The sequence below is a fragment of the Methylobacter tundripaludum SV96 genome (assembly GCF_000190755.2).
Taxonomy (GTDB): domain Bacteria; phylum Pseudomonadota; class Gammaproteobacteria; order Methylococcales; family Methylomonadaceae; genus Methylobacter_A; species Methylobacter_A tundripaludum.
In genome coordinates this window covers 698760-720094 of the sequence record NZ_JH109153.1, presented here as the reverse complement: position 1 = coordinate 720094, position 21335 = coordinate 698760, and the positions used below count along the sequence as shown (strand labels likewise).

Annotated in this window: 2 protein-coding genes; both read right to left on the bottom strand. The window is 59.1% G+C overall.

The window, feature by feature from the left end:
- Positions 1–45: 45 nt before the first annotated feature.
- Positions 46–8781 (bottom strand): hybrid non-ribosomal peptide synthetase/type I polyketide synthase, encoded by an 8736-nt coding sequence (locus METTU_RS16295; protein WP_006892891.1) that lies wholly within the window; start codon positions 8779–8781, stop codon positions 46–48.
- Positions 8778–21122: a non-ribosomal peptide synthetase gene (locus tag METTU_RS16290; protein WP_006892889.1), complete on the bottom strand. Its 12345-nt coding sequence runs from the start codon at positions 21120–21122 to the stop codon at positions 8778–8780. Before METTU_RS16290 ends, METTU_RS16295 begins: the two co-directional genes overlap by 4 nt.
- Between the last annotated feature and the right edge of the window lie 213 nt (positions 21123–21335).

The window sequence follows — 21335 nt, the reverse complement described above, 5'->3', positions numbered from 1 at the left end:
AGACTAACAGAGATGCGGATGTTTGAATAGGTGTTTTTACGTAGTTTAATCACCTCGCGCCAAAGACAGCGCAAGGTGTAAACGCTGTGCAAGCCGGCGAACATGGGGCTGGGTAACCATGGTCAGGTGGTCGCCCGGAATATACTCCATTACCGGCACTCCTTTACTGCATTGTCGCCAGCCCCAGGTTTCATCGTTTTTCAGGTATTCCGGCATCCCATCCAGGAAATCGGCCAGCGGCTCGCGGGCGCGGAATAACGCTATGTTGACAGGACAATCGGGGTCTGGACGATAATGAATTCGCGCCTGGGTTTTGTATACTTCGATGAAGCCGCGGATTTCAGTGGAAGCGGTGCCTTGCTCGGTAACGCCCCGAGTACTCAGTCGGCTGGCTAACAGATCGATTTGTTCGCTCCATGGAAGATCGACGAGTTCCTCGTAGCTTAACGACAGGGGTTTTTCGTACAAATGCCCTAACGTATCGGCAACAGCGACTAACCAGCGGCTGTCGTCCCAGCCGCCGATAGCCGAGAGGTCTCTTTCCGAGGGCGCGCCGGTATCCAGAATGGTCACCAGCGCAACTTCGTGCCCGGCTTTCTGTAATTGTTGCGCCATTTCCAACGCGACCCAACTGCCGAAAGAATGCCCACCCAGATAATAAGGTCCTTGAGCCTGAACTTTTTGCAGCGCGCCGATATTCAGGGCGGCAATGTCCTCTATCCGTGTCAGCGGCGGGGTGAATCCATCCAGTCCCAGCGCTTGCAGTCCGTAGAAGGGGCGGTCGTATTCTGCCAAACACCGCGCTAATTCATTAAAATACAGCACGCTGCCGCCGGTGCCGGGAACGCAGAAAAAAGGCGGGAGCGAACCTTTGGATTGAATGACGACCAGCGGCGAGAAGGTAAGTGTTTCTTCCGGCCGATCCAACGCCTCGGCTATCTGGTGAATGGTCGGCTTATCCAAAAGCGAGGTCAGGGGCAGTTGCCTGCCGAATTTTTCTTTTATTCCGCTGATTAAGCGGATAGCAAGCATCGAATCGCCGCCTAATTCGAAAAAGTCATCGTAAATGCCGACATCGGCAAATCCCAACAGATCCTGCCAAAGCTCCGCCAGTTGGTTTTCGCTGTTGCTGGTTGGCGCAGCATAGGCGCTGGACAGTTCAGGGCGCGTGTATAGGCTATCCGACGCCGGTTTTTCCAGCCGCTTTTCAAGGCCAACCCATTGTTTGAATCGCGTTTGCAAATCGCCGGTGGCGATGATGATTCTGCCGGAAAAAACTTGGGAGATAACCCGTCGAAAGGCTTCCACGGACTCTTTTGGTTGCATGGACAACGCTTCCGATGCAGGCGTGTCGGCAAACAGCCAGGCATCCCAATTGGTCGATAGCCAGGGCGTGCCGCCGGCACGGTTTTGCCTGACGGCGAAAGCGTCAACGAAAAGGTTGGCGGCACTATAGGCGGCAAATCCCACCCCGCCCAATACGGCTGCGGTCGAGGAAATCAGCAGGCAGAAATCCAGGTGTTGTTCGCGTAATAGTTTTTCCAAGACATACAAACCGTGAATTTTAGGGCCGAATTGAACTTGCGATTCGCGTCTGCCGATGTCGGTGAATGCGCTGACGAAAGAGGCATCGTTCAGCCTGCCCGCCGCATGGATAACGCCGTGCAATGCGCCGAACTGGTCATGGGCCTGGGCTAGCGCAGCCTGCATAGACTTTTCGTCGGCGACATCGGCTTGAATCAGCAGCACTTTCGCGCCCAAGGTTTCCAAGTGTTGAATGGCGCGAATTTTAACACTGAGTTCGTCGTCGGCGGGGTGGCTTTGCAGCCAGTCATCCCATTGGGAACGGGCCGGAAAGAATGAACGGCCAAGCAGTATCAGCCGCGCCTGAGCGGTTTCGGCCAGGAATTTGGCGAGTAACAGGCCGACATTGCCGAGGCCCCCGGTGATCAGGTAGACCCCATGTCGGCGAAGCTGCCGGACGCTGTCGGCTGCGGCGCTAAGCGGTACACGCTCAAAGCCGGGAACCAGCCGTCGGCTGCCTCGGTAAGCGACCCATGGATCGCTAGCCCCATTCTCCAATTCCGCCAGCAGCAGGTTAACCAAATCGGCTGTACCGTTAGCGTTTGCCACAGGAAGCACAACATCAAGGCAACGGCAAGTTATGCGCGGCATTTCCTGGGGCATGACCAAACATGGGCCGAGTAGCGTCGTTTTTTCCGGGATGCTTTCTCCGAGTCCGTTCACATCGTGCAGATGATTGGAAATGACGGTGATGCTGGTTTTGCCGCTTTGCGATTGTTTAGCCAGGGCGCGTCCCAAAAATAACAGGCTGTAATAGCCGTTTTGCTGCGCCTGTTCAAAAACTTCCGGCCCCGATGTATCGGTGGCGCTAAGGCTCCAGAAATGCAGGATTTTATGAACAGGCCGGTCGCCGATCGACTGGATCACGGTTGCATAGTCGTCGGGCGAAACGGGATTGATACGATAGTCGGCCCCGTTTTGTTCATAAGCTTCACCTTGGCAAACCGTAATGACATCCTGTCCCGCTTGTTGCAGCTTGGCGATGAATTGCCGACTGAGGGCGGACTCATCGCTAAACACCAGCCAAAGCGACTGCTCGGTGAAATCGTCGTTGTGCAATGCACGGGGCGTCAGTGTCGGTTTCCAACCGGGCAGATAAAACCACTCATCCAGCGGGCGCTTTTTCTGCAGATTTTGCATAAGGGGTAGAGCATCCCCGGCGGGCGCGTCGATCCAATAGCGCTGCCTTTCAAAAGGATAAACGGGCAGCGGGATACGGCCGAGTTGTTCGTGGGCGTAATAAGCGGGCCAATCGATACTAACTCCGGCACACCATAATCGTCCCAGGCTATCCAGCATGTTCTGCGTTTCTGCTGTATTGGGCTGTTGCAGCGACGTGAACACGCAACGGGTATTCCCGGCCAATGGATGGCGTCGAGCCAGGTTGCTTAAAATGGTGCCGGGGCCGACTTCCAATAGCACCCGATCCGGTTCGGATAACAGCGTACCGATGCCTGCTTCGAAATTGACCGCCAAGCGTAAATGCCGTGCCCAATAGCCCGGATCGGTCGCTTGTTCGGAGCTTATCCAAGTGCCGGTCAGGTTGGAAATAAAGGGCAGTCGCGGCGGTTTCAGCACCAATGAGTCTAAAGCTTCGGCGAAAGCGGCTACTGCCGGTTCCATCATGCTTGAGTGGAAAGCGTGCGAGGTGTGCAATCGGCGGCAAGCGATGCCGCTGTTTGACAGCCGGATCTCCAGCGCCTCGATCGCCGGGAACGGCCCGGAGACTACGCAGGCTTCGGCCGCGTTAATCGCCGCCAAGGACAGATCGTCCCCCAGTAAAGCCGGTATTTTATCGACCGGCAGGGAAACGGCCAGCATGGCGCCCTGCGGCTGTTCCCAGATCGCACGGCCTCTGCGGGCGACCAAGATCAGGGCGGTGTCCAGGTCGAATACATCGGCTAAACAGGCGGCCACGTATTCTCCCAGGCTGTGTCCGATCATTGCGCCGGGCTTTACGCCCCATGACATCCAAAGTCTGGCTAACGCATATTCGGTAACGAACAAGGCCGGTTGGGTCAGCCAGGTTTGTTCCAATTGGATCGCGGCTTGCTCCGCGTTATCCGCTGCGGGATAGAGGATGTGCCGCAGATCCAGCCCCAACTCGTCGATTAGCCGTTCGGCGCAGTAATCGATGTGTTCGCGAAACACCGGTTCGGTGCGGTAAAGATCGGCACCCATAGCGACATATTGGCTGCCTTGGCCCGGAAACAGGAAGGCGACGCTGCGGTCTTCCGTTTGGGTCTTGGGGATATGCCCCAACCTGTAGCGCTCAGGGGTCTGGAGCGCAGTGACCGCATCTTGCCGGTCGCGGCAAACCACGGCAATGCGGTGGGCGAACTGCCGACGCCCCAGGCCTAGCGTATAAGCCGCATCGGCCAGGTTAAGGTCAGCGTGTTCTTGCAAATGAGCGACCAGACTGGTCCGCAGGTTGTCTACGGCGTTATGGCTGCGGGCCGAAAGAACCAGCACCTGCCAGGGTCGGGCCGATAATGAGGCCGAAGGTTCGGGCGCTTCTTCGACGATCAAATGGGCATTGGTGCCGCCGATGCCGAACGAACTGACGCCTGCGCGCCGGGGTGCGCCATTGCTGGGCCAGTCGCGCAGCCGGTCATTGACGTAAAACGGGCTGTTTTCGAAATCGATTTCCGGGTTGGGCCGTTCAAAATGAAGCGTCGGCGGAATTTGCCGGTGTTGGAGGGCGAGCACGGTTTTGCAAAGACCGGCGACTCCCGCTGCGGCATCCAAATGGCCGATGTTGGTTTTTACCGCACCCAGCGCACAAAACCGGTTTTTGTCGGTTCCCGCACGAAACGCTTGGGTGAGCGCGGCGATTTCGATCAGGTCGCCCAAATGCGTACCGGTGCCGTGGGTTTCGATATAGGAAATGCTGTCCGGGGCCACTTTGGCCCGCGCTTGGGCATTGGCGACGACTTCCGCCTGGCCTTCGACGCCGGGAGCGGTATAACCGATTTTAAGCGCGCCATCGTTATTGATGGCCGACGCTTTAATGACCGCATGAATCGTGTCGCGGTCGGCCAAGGCCGCATGCAGCGGCTTCAACAGCACAATCCCTAGGCCGCTGCCCCAGGTGGTGCCGTTGGCGCCCGCGTCGAAAGCGCGGCAGCGGCCGTCGGGCGAGTTAATCATGCCCTCCTGATGCACATAGCCGGATTTTTGCGGAATCTTTAAACCCACGCCGCCCGCCAAGGCCATGTCGCACTCGCCGTCCAGCAGGCTGCGGCAAGCCATGTGGATGGCAACCAGCGAGGTGGAACAGGCGGTCTGGACGCTGACGCTCGGGCCTGTTAAATCCAGCGCATAAGAGACGCGAGTGGATAAAAAGTCCTTGTCGCTCCCGAGCATGACTTGATAAATGGAGTGGGCGTCGCTGGTGTATAAATGGGGCATCAAATTGCGGAGCAAATAGCCGTTATGGCTGCAACCGGCAAAAACGCCGATGGCGGTATCGCGGGTGTACGCACCGTAACCGGCATGTTCCAGCGTATGCCACGCATTTTCCAAAAACAGCCGGTGTTGGGGATCGATGATTTCGGCTTCGGTCGGCGTATAGCCGAAGAAAGCCGCATCGAAACCGGCGACATCGGACAGCATGCCGTTGGCGCGCACGTAATTGGGCAGGGCGATTAATTCGGCTTCGATGCCGGAATCGAGCAGTTCCTCGTCGGTGAAAAAGCGGATCGATTCGCGCCCTTCACGCAGGTTGTCCCAGAAAGTCTCTAAATCGTCCGCGCCCGGAAAGCGGCCGGTCAAGCCGATGATGGCGATTTCGTCGCTGGAATCGGCGTTGCGTGACGTATTGGCCCTGATGCGGATCGGAGTCGGTATTTCGTCTTGAGCGAGCCGGGCTGCGAGGCTGCGGATGGTCGGGTGCTGAAACAAGGTAATCAGCGCAAACGGTTCGCTGACCTGCTTGCGTAAAGACTCATAGACGCGGGTGAGCAGTAGCGAGTGGCCGCCCAGATCGAAAAAATTATCGTCGATGCCGACGTGTTCCAGCCGTAACGCCTGCCGCCAAATTTCGGCAATGCTGTTTTCCAGTTCGTTGCGCGGTGCGGCAAAGCCCGCGTTCAATTCCGGCCGGGCCAAGTCCGGGGCAGGCAGCGCGTTGCGGTTGACCTTGCCGTTGGGCGTTAGCGGCATCGCGTCCAGAAAGACAAACGCAGCGGGCAGCATATAGTCTGGAAGGCCTGTTTTCAGGCGGGTGCGCAGTTCATCGGTGCTGGGAGCCGGTTCTATCGTGGCCAGCAAATAGGCGACCAGACGTTTGTCGCCGGGTAGGTCTTCGCGCGCCAGGACGATGGCTTGTTTGATGCCCGGTTGTTGGCGTAGCGCTGCTTCGATGTCGCCCAGCTCAATGCGATAGCCGCGGATTTTGACCTGATGGTCGATGCGGCCCAAAAAGTCGATGGTCCCGTCGGCCAAGCGACGGGCGAGGTCGCCGGTGCGGTACAGGCGCGCTCCGGCCCGGTCTGAAAACGCGTCGGGCCGATAGCTGTCGGCGGTCAGGTCGGGCCGGTAGAGGTAGCCGCGCGCCAGGCCGTCGCCGCCGATGTGCAGTTCGCCGGCAACGCCTATCGGCAGCGGGTGATTGTATTTGTCCAGAATGTAGATCTGGGTGTTTTGTATCGGGCGGCCAATCGCTTCGACGCCCTCTTTGCTTGGATCGGCTGATACCACTTCGCGAGCCGACGACCAAATTGTGGTTTCGGTGGGGCCGTAAAGATTCCACAGGCGTACGCCTTTTTGCAGCAGTTGCCTGGCCAGATCCACCGGCAGGGCTTCGCCGCCGCACAGCACACAGAACGGTGTGCGCGGCTGCCAATCCGATTCGAGCAATACCCGCCAAGTGGCCGGGGTGGCCTGCATATGGGTAATGCGATGGCTTTGCAGGGTCGCTTGCAATTGCCTGCCGTCCAGCGCGGTTTCGCGGTCGGCCAATACCAAATGCGCGCCGCTAATCAGCGGCAGATAGATTTCCAGTGCGGCAATATCGAACGATATGGTGGTTACCGCCAGCAGTGCGTTCTGCTCGCTTAGGCCGGGTTCGCGCTGCATCGAGACGAGGAAGTTCAGCAGCGCCCGATGCTGGATTTGAACGCCTTTGGGCCTGCCGGTAGAACCGGAGGTAAAAATCACGTAGGCGGCGTTTGATCCGGCGGGCGGCACCGGGCCGTGCGGGTTTTGCTGCGCCAAGTCCGCCAACATTTCCCGGTCGCGGTCCAGACAAATCACTCGTGCGCCGCTTGCCGGTAGAGCGGCTTCCAGCCGTTCCTGCGTAAGCAACAGCAAGGGACGCGCATCGTCGAGAACACAGGCTAGTCGTTCCGGCGGATAGCCGGGATCCAGCGGAATATAAGCGCCGCCCGCCCGCATGATGCCCAACAGGCCGACGACCATGTCCACGGAGCGTTCCACGCACAGGGCGACCAGCACTTCGGGGCCGACTCCCAGCATCTGTAACGCGGAGGCCAGCTGCCGGACGCGTCGATACAATTGCCGGTAGCTGAGCGACTGATCGGCAAAACTCAGTGCAATACGGTCCGGCGTTGCCTGCGCTTGCGCCTCGAACAAGTCGAGAAAACTGTGCGCAGCAGGGTAACTTTGTGCGGTGGCGTTGGCGGCATACAAGATTTGTTGGCGTTCCCGCTCATCCAATAATGGCAATTCGCCTAGGCAAGCAGCCTGTTCGGCAACCATGCCCTCCAGCAGCATGCGGTAATGGTTCATCATGCGCACGATGGTGGCCTCATCGAACAGGTCGGGATTGTAATTCCACACCGTCAACAGTTCTGTAGCGGTTTCCTCCACGGATAGGCTCAGGTCGAATTTGGCCGCCACCGCTTCCTGTTCCACCGGACAGAGACTCAGGCCGGGCATGACGATCGCATCCATCGAGGTATTTTGCAGATCGAACGACACTTGGAACAGCGGCGCGTAGCTGAGACTGCGCGGCGGTTTTAACTCCTCGACCAGTTGTTCGAAGGGCACGTCCTGGTGTTCATAAGCCTCCAAGCAGGTGTTTCGTACTTTTGCCAGCAGTTCCTGCGCGGACGGATTGCCCGACAGGTCCAGGCGCAGCGCGAGGGTATTGATGAATAAGCCGATCAGCGGCTCAATATCGGTATGGTTGCGATTGGCGACCGGGGTACCGATAACGATGTCTTCCTGGCCGCTGTAGCGGGACAGCAGCAGCGCGAAACCGGACAACAGGGTCATAAACAAGGTGCCGCCCGTCGTTTGGCTCAGGGTTTGCAGACGTTTGCTTAAATCGGCGTCCAGCTTAGCGTTCAGGCTGCGGCCATGATAGGTTTGGATCGGCGGCCTGGGCCGGTCGGTCGGCAACGCCAGCAGTTCCGGCGCACCGGACAACTGCTGGCGCCAATAATCGAGCAGTTGGTCAAGGACCTTGCCTTGCAAGCGTTGGCGTTGCCAGTGGGCATAATCGGCGTACTGGATAGACAGCTCCGGCAGCGGCGACGGTAAGCCGTTGCTGAATGCCTCGTAGAGGGCGGCCAATTCACGGAGGAAAATACCTAAGGACCAGCCGTCGGAAACGATGTGGTGCATGGTCAGTAGAAACAGCTGCGAGCTATCGGTCCATTGCACCAGGGTGGCATGCACCAGCGGATCGTTGGCGAGATCGAAACAGCGCCGGGCTTCCTGCTGAATCCAGCGTTGTTCTTCTCCAGTCCCTGACTCTTTTGCCGCGACGACAGTCAGCGGGCATTCCGCCGTTTCGCGAATGCGGATGACGGCTTGTTCGTCCTCTATCTTGAAGTTGGCTCGCAGCGCCTCATGCCGCCGGATGATTTCGCTCAGGGCCTTTTCCAGCGCCGCCACGCCCAGCGTCCCTTCCAGGCGCATGGCGAGGGGCATGTTATAGGTCGCCGAAGGGCCTTCTAGTTGCTCCAGAAACCACAAGCGTTGTTGGCCGAAGGACAGCGGCAAAAGCTGATTGCGCGGGGCGGCGGGGATGCTGTTTTGTTGGGATGCGGTTGACGCTTCCGCTTGATGCAGATAGCGCAGGATGTCGGCTTTGTGCGCGGATAATTCTGCGGCCAGTTCTGCGTTCATAACCCCTTTGGGCGCACGGCAACCTAATTGGTCGCCGTCCAGCCAGAGTTTGATATTTAATTCGCGCAGCCGGGACATCAGTGCATCAATGGATTTCACAGTCTAAATTCCTCTTCGTCATCCTGTAACGTGGTTTCAGGGGCCGCGCCTTGCTGTGCCGCCCATAAGGTGGTGTCGATATAGTCGGCCAATTGCTCTATGGTTGGTTTTTGAAACAGCACCGGCAGCGGCACGCTGAGTTGAAACGCCTGCGCGATGCGGGTAACCAGCTTTGCCGCCAGCAGCGAATGCCCGCCCAGATCGAAGAAATCGTCGTCGGCGCTGACCCGTTCCACGGACAAAACCTCGGCCATCAGTTCGGCCAGCTTTGCACCGGTCGGCGTGCTGGGCGCTGTGTACGCGGCTCGTTGTTGACGGTTGGGCGCGGGCAGGGCGGCGCGATCCAGCTTGCCGTTCGGCGTGAGCGGGAAGCTGTCCGGGAACAGCCAGTCGGAAGGCACCATGTAGGCCGGCAACTGCTCCCGTAACGCGGTGCGCAAGGTGTCCGCGTCCAAGGTAGCGCCGGGTTCCGCCAGTACGTAGGCGATCAGCCGCTTATCGTCGGCTCCCGCTTCCCAGACGCTCACCACCGCCTGTTTTACCTCGGCATGCTGGTTGAGCAACGCTTCGATTTCGCCCAGTTCAATGCGGAAGCCCCGAATTTTTATCTGATGGTCGATACGGCCCAGACAGCTCAGGTTGCCGTCCTCGCGGTAACGGACCTGGTCGCCGGTGCGGTACACGCGGCTGCCCGGCTGGTTACCGAAAGGATCGGGGATGAACTTTTCCGCGGTCAAGCCGGGACGGCCGAAATAACCTTGCGCCAGTCCGTCGCCGCCGATCAGCAGTTCGCCGGGTACGCCTATCGGCGTCAGCCGGTAACCGCGATCCACTATGTACAGGCGGGTGTTGTCGATCGGGCGGCCGATCGACTCGTGCGCTTCGCCGTGGTTTTGTCCTGAGACCGGATGGGCCGACGACCAGATGGTGGTTTCGGTCGGACCGTACAGATTCCACACTTCGACGCCGGTCTGGCGCATGCGGCTAGCCAAATCCTGCGGGAAGCCTTCGCCGCCGCACAATGCCCGCTGTAAGGGCGCGCCTTGCCAACCGGCTTCCAGTAATAAACGCCAAGTGATGGGCGTGGCCTGCATCAGCGTAGCGCCAACCCGCTGCATCTCCGTCAATAGGCTGTAGCCGTCTGTGGCGGTTTCGCGGCTGACCAAGGCCAACTTGGCGCCGACCAGCAGCGGCAAATACAACTCCAGGCCCGCAATATCGAAGGATATGGTGGTCACGCCCAGCAGAATATCGCTCTCGGTCAAGCCCGGCTTTTCCGCCATCGCCATCAGGAAATTGACTAACGCCCCTTGGCTAATCTGCACGCCCTTGGGCTTGCCGGTGGAGCCGGAGGTATAGATCACATAGGCTAAGTGTTCCGGCCCGGACAGGCGAACCGGGTTGGCTTCGCTGAAACCTGCCGCATCCCCGCCGTTTTCGTCCAGGCAGACCCGTTGCGCGCCGGTCTCAGGCAAAGTCGCCAGCAAATTCTGTTGGGTGAGGATGACAGGCACCTGGCCGTCTTCCAGCATAAAGGCCAGCCGTTGCGCCGGATAACCGGGGTCCAGCGGCACATAAGCGCCGCCGGCTTTTTGGATGCCCAACAGCCCGACCAGCATGTTCAGCGAGCGTTCCATGCACAGCGCGACCAATACGCCGGGCCCAACGCCTAGCGCACGGAGCCGGTGCGCGACTTGGTTGGCCCGCCGGTTCAGCCGGTCATAGCTGAGCTGTTGGTCGGCAAACATCGCCGCTATGCTGAACGGTGTGCGCCGGACTTGAGCCTCAAACAGTTCGGCTAAAGTCATGTCGTGTTCGGGGCGTTTTATCCGGGTTTGGTTTAAGTCGAGCAACAGCTTTCTGCGCTCTTCTACACCGATCAAGCAGTCCGACCACTGTGCAATGGTTTGCTGCGGCGCGGCAACCAAGCCGGTCAACAGGTTGCCGAGATGCTCCAATATGCGCGCGACGCTGCCCTCGTCGAAACGAGCGTTGTCGTAAGCTATTTTGAGTGGGATATGCGTGGCATTAGCCGCGGTTAAGGTGAGCGGGAAATTGGTTTGTTCCTGAATCTGCAAATCAGCAATGGCGAGCAGTTCGGCCTGCTCTTCCAAAGACGCGTCCATCGGATAGTTTTCAAACACGACGATGCTTTCAAACAACGGCTGGCGCGCCGGTATTTCGCTGCACGCATGGATATTCACCAACGGCGTATAGGCGTAACCGTCGCGGGTCAGTTGCGCATCGCGCAGCTCCGTGAAATAGGCGAGCAACGATTGCGCGGGGTCCAGCTGGATGCGCACCGGCAAGGTGTTGATGAACAAGCCGACCATCGCGTCGACATCGGCAATTTGCGGCGGACGGCCCGAGACGGTCGCGCCGAACAACACATCGCTGATGCCGCTGTAAGCGCTTAATAAAACGCCCCAAGCGCCCTGGATCAATACGCCCAGCGTCAGGCTGTGGCTTTGCGCGAGCTGTTGCAGCGCCCGGCTGGTGTCGGCATCCAATTCCAATGCGCATTCCCGGTAGACGGCGGTTTCCGCTATGGCGACCGGGCTGGGGGTATGATCCACGCCAAAGCCGGTCGGAGCGCTGAAACCTTGCAAGGTTTCACGCCAGAAGGCTTCCGCCTGCGCCAAATCCTGCTGTTGCAACCAGGCGATATAATCCCGGTACGGACGAGGGACGGCAAGGTCAGCGTCGCGGCCATTAACGAACGCGCTGTAAAAATGCAGCACTTCCCGCATCAGGATCGGCAGGCACCAGCCGTCGGTCAGCAGGTGGTGATGGCTCCAGAGGAATTGCCAGCTGTTTTCTTCCAGCCGAGCCAAAGTGCAGCGCATCAGCGGCGCTTCGTCCATACGGAAACCTTGGGCGCGGTCCGCCCGTAGCAATTCCTCCCAGTTTGCCTGTTGCCGGGCGGCGGACTGGCCGCGCCAATCCAGCTCTTGCCAGGGCAGATCGACCCGGCCGATCACCACTTGCAGCGGGTCCGCGCTGCCTTCGGCCAGTATTGCTGTGCGCAAACTCGGATGGCGATCCAGCACCCGTTGCCAAGCCTGACGAAATGCGGCGGGTTGAAACACACCGGTCATGTTGCCGGTCATCTGGATGATGTAAGCCCCGGAACCATCGTCGTACAGGCTGTGGAACAGCATGCCCTGTTGCATCGGCGACAGCGGATAGGCATCCTCGACGTTGGTGCGCCACTGCCCGAACAACCGGTTTAACAGCGGATCGTCCACGGCGGCCAGCGGAAAGTCGGATGCGGTGTAGCCGCCCGCTTCCTCACTGCGGCAGTGCCGGATGATGGCTTCCAGCTCGGCAAAGTAGCTCTCGGCCAAGCGCTCAACGGTGTGCCGGTTATGCAAGCGCTTGCTGTAAGTCCAGGTCAATTGCAAGCGGCCTTCGTTCAAGATGCCGTTGATTTCCAGCACAAAACGCCGTTGGCCGATTTGGCTTTGGTCAGAACCGGTGGGTTCCGATGCCTCGCCTAACAAGACCGAGCTGCCGGCATTTTGATCGAAGCGGCCTAGATAGTTAAAGCTGACTTCCGCATCGCTATCCGCAGCCAGCGCGGCGCGAATGTCGGCGTCCTGGTTCAGATAACGCAGTATGCCGAAGCCTATGCCGTGCTTGGGGATGCTGCGCAAGGTTTCTTTGACCCGTTTTAGCGAAGCGCCTATCCCTTCGCCCGCTTGATAACGCAACACCAGCGGGAAGCCGCTGGTAAACCAGCCGACGGTGCGGGACAAGTCCACATCGTCGAACAATTCCTCGCGGCCGTGGCCTTCCATCACAATACGCAGGCCGGTGTCGCCGGTCCAGGCGCTAAAGGTGCGTAGCAGTGCGGTCAGCAGCGCATCGTTGATTTGGCTGCGGTAGGCTTGCGGCGTTTCCAGCAGCAGCGCCTGGGTTAATTCAGCCGATAAGGCCAGCGTGACATGCTCGACGGTATCCAGGGTGTTGCAGCTTGGGTCGGCGTTGGTGTCCAGCGGTAGCCGCCGGGTCGGCGTGGTGGATTGTTCCCGCCAATAAGCCAGTTCGGCGATAGCCTGTTCGGAATCGGCATAGGCCTTGAGTCGTTCGCTCCAATAGGGGAAAGCGGTGGTTTTGGCGGGCAGCGCAACCGGTTCGGCGCGGCCCAATTGGTTCAGGGCGGTGTCGAGATCGCTGAGTAGAATGCGCCAGGAAACTCCGTCCACGACCAGATGGTGAATAATCAGCAGCAAGCGGTCCGCTTGGCCGTCGCCCATGCGGTAAAAAATCACCCGTAACAGCGGCCCCTCGGATAGATCCAGGCTGGTTTGCTGTTGCAACGCATCCGCCGAGAGCGCGGCGGCGCGTTGTTCGGCCGGGAGAGCGGAATAATCATGGATGCTGAAAGGCAAAAAAGCGCCGTTGTCGGCAATTTCGGCTCGAACTTGCCCTTCTTGCCAATGGAAGCGGGCGCGCAGCATGTCGTGATGCATGACCAGTGCGTGTACGGCGCGCTCCAGGTGCTCCGGGTTAAGTCCTGCGACCAGCTTGAGCAGGACGGATTGATTGAAATACTGCGGTTCCGGCGACGCACCTTCGAAGAACCAGGTCTGAATCGGCGTCAGCGTCACCGGTCCGCTCAGCGTTCCCTGCTCGGCATGAACCGCTTGCCGTTCCGGGGCCACCCGCGCCAGTTCGGCAACGGTTTGGTGCTGGAACAGTTGTTTGACGGTCAGGCCGATACCGGCCCGATTCGCGCGGCTGACGATCTGGATGCTCAGGATCGAATCGCCGCCCAAGCTAAAGAAATTGTCCTGAACGCCCACCTGCGCCAAGCCCAATACGTCCTGCCAGATGGTGGCGAGCAGCGTTTCGGTCGGCGTGCGCGGGGCCAGGTAGGACGACTCGCGGCTGTCGCGTTCCGGAGCGGGTAAGGCCCGTTGATCGAGCTTGCCGTTTGCGGTGAGCGGCAGGCTGTCGAGAAACACGAAGGCCGAAGGTATCATGTAATCGGACAGTTTGGTTTGCAGATAAGCGCGCAAGGTTTCGCTGTCGCCGACGCTGCCCGGCTGGGCAACCAAGTAAGCCACCAAGCGTTTGCTGCTGCCTTGGGCGTTTACCACGACCGCCGCTTCGTTGATGCTGCTATGGTCTTTAAGCGCCGCCTCGATTTCGCCGAGCTCGATCCTGAAACCGCGGATTTTCACTTGCTGGTCGATGCGGCCCTGGAATTCGATATTGCCGTCGCTACGATAACGGGCGACATCGCCGGTGCGGTACAACCGAGCGCCCGGCGCCGCTGCAAAAGGATCGGGCATGAATTTTTCGCCGGTCAAGGCCGGATGGCGAAGGTAGCCGCGACTGACCTGTTCGCCGCCGATGTACAACTCGCCGGGGACGCCAACCGGCACCGGATTGAGCTGTTCGTCGAGCAGGTAAAGACGGCTGTGGGCGGTGGGTTTGCCGATCGGAATAATATTGTGTTGCGCGTCGTTTTCCACATGGAAAGCGCTGCTCCAGATGGTCGTTTCGGTCGGTCCGTATTCGTTGAACAAAGCCGCTTGAGGCGCCATTGCGCTGTGGCGCGAGGCCAGTTCAACGGGCATTTGCTCGCCGCCGACAATCACTACGCGAAGGTTTGGCAGTTGCGCCGTTGTCGCCAAGTCCAGCAAGGGCGCGTACAGCAGCGGCAGCAGGATCAGGTGGGAAACCTGGGTTTGGGCGATACGATCCAGCAATTGCCGGGGGTCTTGGGCCAGGCTGCGCGGTTCAAGGAACAGGCAGCCGCCTTGGCACAGGCTCCAGAAAATGCCGCCGCCGGCAATATCGAAAGCAAACGGTTGCAGCAGCAGCAAGCCGGTGAAAGGCGCATTGTAGTGTTTCAGCCGAGCCTGTATCGAATGGGCCAGATTGCCGTGGCTCACCTGTACGCCCTTGGGCTGACCGGTAGAGCCGGAGGTATAGATGATATAGGCCAGGTTGTCGGGATGCGTTTCCCCATTGGGATTCGTTTCCGGCGCGGCGTTACCCAGCAGTTCGTCGATGCTCAATACCCGCGTTCCGCAATCGGCTATGGCGTCGGTCAGTTCAGCGCGGGTCAAAATCAGAGGAGCTTGGCTTTCTTCCAGGATAAAGGCCAAGCGCTCCGACGGCGTCTCCGGCAGCAGCGGCAGATAGGCGCCGCCCGCTTTGAGGATGCCCAGCAAGCCGATGATCATCTCGAACGACGGTTCCAGGCACAGACCGACCGGTACATCCGGGCCTATGCCCAGGGTACGCAGTTGGTGAGCCAGCCGGTTGGCCAGCCGGTTTAATGTAGCGTAACTGAGGGTCGCCCCGGCATGGGCCAAGGCGATTTTATCGGGCGTTTGCGCCGCCTGCGCTTCGAAGACTTGCTGAATGGTAAGTGGCGTCGTCAGGCCGAAAGACGCATTCCAGTCGAACACAATTTGCCGCTGTTCGGCGTCATCCAACAGCGGCAAGGCCATGACCGGACTGTCCGGCGCTGCGGCCATACCGGCCAGCAAACGGCGGTAATGGGCGATGAAGCGCAAGATGGTTGTTTCGTCGAACAGGTCGGTGTTGTATTCGATAACGCCGCGCAGTTCCCCGGCCACTTCTTCAATCGAGAGCGTCAGGTCGAATTTGGCCGCAGGCGAGGCGGAATCGAGCATTTCCAAACGCAGGTCTTCCACGGCCATATCCGGCGCCGGGGCGTTTTGCAGCACGAACATCACCTGGAACAGCGGCGCGTGGCTCAGGTTGCGTTCCGGTTGGAGTTCTTCGACGATGTATTCGAAAGGCACATCCTGATGCGCGTAAGCGGCCAACGCGGTTTGCCTGATCCGGCTCAATAGCTCGCGGGTGCTGGGATTGCCCGATAAATCCAGCCGCAACGGCAGGGTGTTGACGAAGAAACCGATCAGCCGTTCCAGTTCGGTACGGTTGCGATTGGCGATCGGCGAGCCGATGACCAAGTCGGTGGTGCGGGCGTAGCGGGCCAGCAACACGCCGTAGCCGCCCAGCAGTGTCATGAACAGCGTGGCCTCGGCGGATCGTCCCAGTTGCTTGAGTTGATTCGCGAGCCCGGCTTCAATGCTAAACGACTGACTGCGGCCACGGTAGCGTTGCACCGGCGGACGGGGCCGGTCGGTCGGTAAATCCAGCAGGGCGGGCGCTTCGGCCAAGTGTTTGGCCCAGTAGCTTAACTGGGTTAAGAGCAGTGTCCCGGACAGCCATTGCCGTTGCCAGTGAGCGTAATCGGCGTATTGGATCGGCAATTCGGGCAAGGGCGAAGGCTGATTTAAACCGAAGGCGCGGTACAAATCCGCCACTTCTTGCAGCAGCAGGCCCATCGACCATTCATCGGAAATGATATGGTGCAGGGTCATCAGCAGCAGGTGGCTGGTTTCGTCCAGGCGCAGCAGCGTGACGCGCAGCAGCGGCTCGTGAGCAAGGGCGAAAGGCCGTTCGTTTTCGCTGGCCAGCCAATGTTGTATTTCCTGTTCGCGCAGGGATTCGGACAACTGCTCCAGCGACACTTGGCGGAACAGGAAGGGTTCCGGCGGCACGATAATCTGCATCGGGTGGCCGTCGCATTCGTCAAAGCGGGTGCGCAATACTTCGTGACGGCGCACGATTTCGCTGAAGGTGCGCTCCAGCACGGTAACGTTCAGCTTGCCGGTCATGCGCGCCGCGCCGGAAATATGATAAGTAACGCTGGCGCCTTCGAGTTTATCGAGAAACCATAGCCGTTGCTGGGCAAAGGATAATGGCGCGGCGGCCCGTTCTTCCGCAGACAGTGCTTGAATCGGTGCAGACACGGGTTGCGCATTGGCTGCGTCGGCAAGCAGGCGTTCGCTTAACAGCGCTACGGTGGGCGCATCGAACAGGGCCTGGATAGGCAGCTCGACCGAAAAAGCATCGCGGATTTTGGAGATAACCTGCACCGCCAACAGGGAATGCCCGCCCAAGTTGAAAAAATTGTCGTTGGCGCCGATGCGCTCGACTTCCAAGACTTCGGACCAGATAGCGGCCACGCGCTGTTCGTCGCTATTGCGCGGCGCCACGTAGTCTTCTTTGAGTCCGGTCATGTCGGGAGCGGGGAGGGCGCGGCGGTCGATTTTACCGTTCGGAGTCAAGGGCAGCTTATCCAAACAAACGATGGCCGAGGGTACCATGTAGGCGGGCAAGCGGTCTTCTAGGACGCGACGCAGTTCTGCCGCCAGCAGTCGTGTACGAGAGTTCCTGCCCGGATCGTTAATGTATTGTTCCAGCCGATCTGCCGGGACGTTGCCCGGAAAGGCGATGCCGCGACCGGCGTTACGGTTGTTATGGCGGTAAAAAACCGCGTCAAAGCGCCGTTGCGGTTCATCTTCGGCCCAACCGAGAGCGACCGTATAGTCAAGCGATTCGCCGAGCTTGCATAGTGCATCAGGATCGACGCCCAGCGGCGGCTCATGCTGCAACTGCGCGCGCATTTCGCCGACTGTGCCGGGACTGGAACCGCTACGCAGCCATTCCAGTATCCGCGCATCCTCTGAAAGACGCCGGTTCGGCAGGTTTTTGACGAGCAGGGTTTCGGGCTGTGCGGATAATTTTTCCCGCAAGTCTTCCAAGTTTAAGGCGTCTTTTCCTGCATCCAGGCTTTGCGTATCGAGGCTAGGCGCAGGCGTTACAGCACCAATACGCAGCACCGCATCGTAGCGGAACTTAATCATTTCATTGGCAGCTGTTCCGGGTTTCAGGAAAAACTCAACGGCGCTGATGCGCGGCAGCCGGGTTTGCAGCGCGGAAAAGAAACGCGGGTCCAGCAGCAGTTCTTCTTCGCGTTCGGTTTGGCCCGCCACGCGGCGGCTCAATTCCTCGCAGGTGCAGGCGGCATCGGCTTGATGGAATTGCACCGAGGCGTGCTGAAGCTCCAGTAACGGCAGGGTGCGTAAATCGCCGAGAAACAGGCGGCCGCCGTCGCTGATCGAGTTGACCGCTCCTTCCAGCACCGTCAGCAGATAATCCAGGCCGGGAAAATACTGGATAACCGAATTGATGATGATCGTATCGAAGCTTTGCGCTTCATCCGGGGAAAACCGGTCCGCTTCCCGCCGAAGCAGTTGTATCCCGCTTAAGCCCCAGATTTGGTTTTTTTGGTGCAGGCGTTCCAGCACTGCCGCGGAAAAATCCACGCCAACATAAGCTTGCACCTTGGGTGCAATACGCGACAGCAATAAGCCGGTGCCGCAGCCGATTTCCATGACACGGGAAGGTTGCAAGGCCAGAATGCGCGCGACCGTGCCGTCCACCCAGGCCTGCATTTCCGAGTCGGGGATCGGTTTGCCGGTGTAACTGCTTAGCCAGCCGCTGGTGTCGAAATCATCCACGACAGCGGGTTGCGCGGTGCGATAGGTTTGATCCCAAACCGTTTGCCATTTTTCAATCAGGACATCGCCTAAGGTTGTATCGGGGGCTTCTTCTTGCCAGTCGGGATCGGCCTCCACGTAAGCCAGCAACTGTTGCTGATCGGCGCGGTCTTCCCGGCATACCGCTACCGCATTGCGCACCGCCGGATGGCGGCTGAGTACCGCTTCGATTTCGCCCAGCTCAATGCGGAAACCGCGAATCTTGACTTGGTGATCGACCCGGCCCAAAAAGGCGATTTGGCCGCTGTTGAGAAAACGTACCAAGTCCCCGGTTTTGTAAACCCGAGCGCCGGGCGTGGCGGCGAAAGGATCGGGCAGAAAACGTTCGGCGGTCATCGCCGCTTGGCCCAGATAACCGCGGCTTAGCCCGTCTCCGCCGATGTGCAGTTCGCCGGGAATGCCAACCGGGACAGGATGGAAAAAGCTATCCACTATGTAAGTCTGGGTGTTGGCAATCGGTCGACCGATCGAGGCGCTGGCGCTCTTGCCGATTTCGCCGCCGTCTTGTTGCGGCAGCACCCGGCTGGCTGTCGACCAGACGGTGGTTTCGGTCGGCCCGTACAGGTTCCATACCTCTGCGCCGGTGTTCAAAAGCTGGTCGGCGAGCTCCCCGGTCAGGGCTTCGCCACCGCAGAAAATCCGGCGTAGCGGTAGCGCGCCGCGCCCGTCGGTGGCGAACAACAGCCGCCAAGTCGCCGGAGTGGCCTGCATGACCGTCGCTTGCGAGCTGTTGATTGCCTCCAGCAGCGCAAAGCCATCCGCTGCCGTTTCCCGTGATACCAGAGCGATGCGCGCTCCGATGATCAGCGGCAAATACAGCTCCAACGTGGCAATGTCGAAAGAAATAGTCGTGACCGCCAGCAGGGTTTCATCAGCGCTGAGGCCGGGTTGTTTGCTCATGCTCAGCAAGAAATTGAGCAAGGCCCGGTGGGAAATCTGCACGCCTTTGGGCTGGCCGGTGGAGCCGGAGGTGTAGATCACATAGGCCAAGCTGTCAGTGCATGCCGGGCCGGTGGTAATGGGGTGGCGCGTTGCGGCAATGGCGGGCCAATCGCTGTCCAGGAAAACCAGGCGGGCAGCGCAAGCGGGCAGGGCCGATGCAGCGGTTTGCTGCGTCAATAACAGCGAAAGGCCGGAACTGGCGATCATCGCGTTCAGGCGGTCTTTCGGATAGGCCGGGTCTAGCGGTACATAAGCTGCCCCGGTCTTCATAATGCCCAGCAAACCCACCACCATATCCATGGAGCGCTCAACACACAGACCGATCAGGGTTTCCGTCGTTGCGCCCAGCTTGCACAGGTAGCCGGCCAGCAGATCGGCCCGTGCATTCAATTGGCCGTAGCTCAGTTGTTCGCCTTCCCACAGCAACGCGATGCGATCGGGGTGTTGCCGGGCCTGTTGCTCGAACAAACGGTAGACTGTTTGTTCGAGCGGATAGTCGTGTCGGGTGACGTTCCAGTCTAGCAGCAGTTGTTGGCGTCCGGTTTGATCCAGCAGCGGAAGTTGCGCCACCGGACAATCGGGATGAGTGGCGATGCCGGTCAGCAGCGTGCGGAAGTGGGCGACGAAGCGCTCGATAGTGGCCGCATCGAACAGGTCGGTGTTGTATTCGAATTCTCCCAGCAATGCTCCGTTCTGCTCCTCCAGTTTGAGGGTCATGTCGAACATCGACGAGGCCGCCGCTTGGGGGATGGTGGACATGCGCAAGTCGCCGATATGCAGGTCGGCTGTTTGTTCGTTCTGGTTTTGCAGAATGAACATGACCTGGAATAACGTGGAGAAGCTCAAGTTGCGCTCAGGTTTAATGGCTTCGACCAAACGCTCGAACGGTACATCCTGATGGCGGTAGGCTTCCAGACAGGTGTGACGCACTTGAGCCAGTAACTCATGCCCGGTGAGGCTGTCTGTAAATTCAGTACGCAGCACCAGCGTATTGACGAAAAAGCCCATCAGGGGTTCCAGCTCTTTACGATTACGGTTGGCGATCGGCGAACCGACTACCACAGTTTCTTGGCGGCTGTAACGGGCCAGCAGCGCGGCGAAACCGGCTTGCAGGGTCATGAACAAGGTGGCGCCGGCGGCTTGGCTCAGGGCTTTAAGCTGCGTCAGTAACTCGGTCTCAAGGGTAAAATAGCGGGTGCTGCCGGTAAAAGTTTGTATCGGCGGGCGCGGCCGATCCGTAGGCAGTTCCAGCAGAGCCGGAATGCCGGACAGTTGTTTTTGCCAGTAGGCGATTTGGTTGTCCAATCGTGGGCCGCTTAACCATTCGCGCTGCCAGCAGGCGAAGTCGGCGTATTGGATGGGCAGCGGAGTCAGCGGCGAGGGCTTATCCTCAGAGAACGCCTCGTATAAGGCCAAGACTTCGCGCAGCAGTACATTGCCGTTCGACCAGCCGTCGGAAACGATGTGGTGGATGTTGATCAGCAGGATGTGTCGATCAGCCGCCAGACGGACCAGGCTCAGGCGTAGCAGCCGGTCCTGGGCCAGATCGAAAGGGCGTCTCGCTTCCTGCTCCGCCAACCGGTCGAATGCGCTTTCCCGCTGCGCCTCAGGCAGGTTTTGCAAGTCAACGACTGGAATGCGGCAATCAATCTCGGCATGGATAAGCTGTACCGGGCGGCTATTTTGTTGGATGAAATTAGTTCGCAACACTTCATGGCGGCGGACGATTTCCTGGAAGACAGCTTCGAAAGCGGACAGATCAAGGCGGCCATCCAAACGGACGGCGTTAGGCATGTTGTAAGTGGCGCTAGGTCCTTCCAGCTGGTCTAAGAACCACAAGCGCTGTTGAGCAAAAGACAGCGGGGGATGCGCTTCGCCGGCAGACCGGGGGGGGATCGGTTCTTCCTTCAGGCCGATGGAGCCGGTAGCTTTTTGTGCCTTTTGTAAAAGAGCCTGCTTTGCGGGCGATAGGGATGCAAAGCGGGCAACAACTTCCTTCATGTGTGTTTTCCAGATAACTCAAAATCCAATAAATCCAACAGCAGATCGGCGCAGCCCTATAGAGCAAGCTCAGGGGCATGTAGCGTAACGCGAATTTTATGGGGAAACAATACATTTTGGAGTTTAGAGATCATCGCCTAACAGCGTTTTTAACTTACATTATGCGAGAGGGGGCCAGCTCAATCCTCTACGTTATGAAGAATGCCGCGCACA

Coding starts and splice junctions, on each gene's coding strand:
- METTU_RS16290 (WP_006892889.1), bottom strand. CDS start 21,122: ATGAAGGAAGTTGTTGCCCGCTTTGCATCCCTATCGCCCGCAAAGCAG.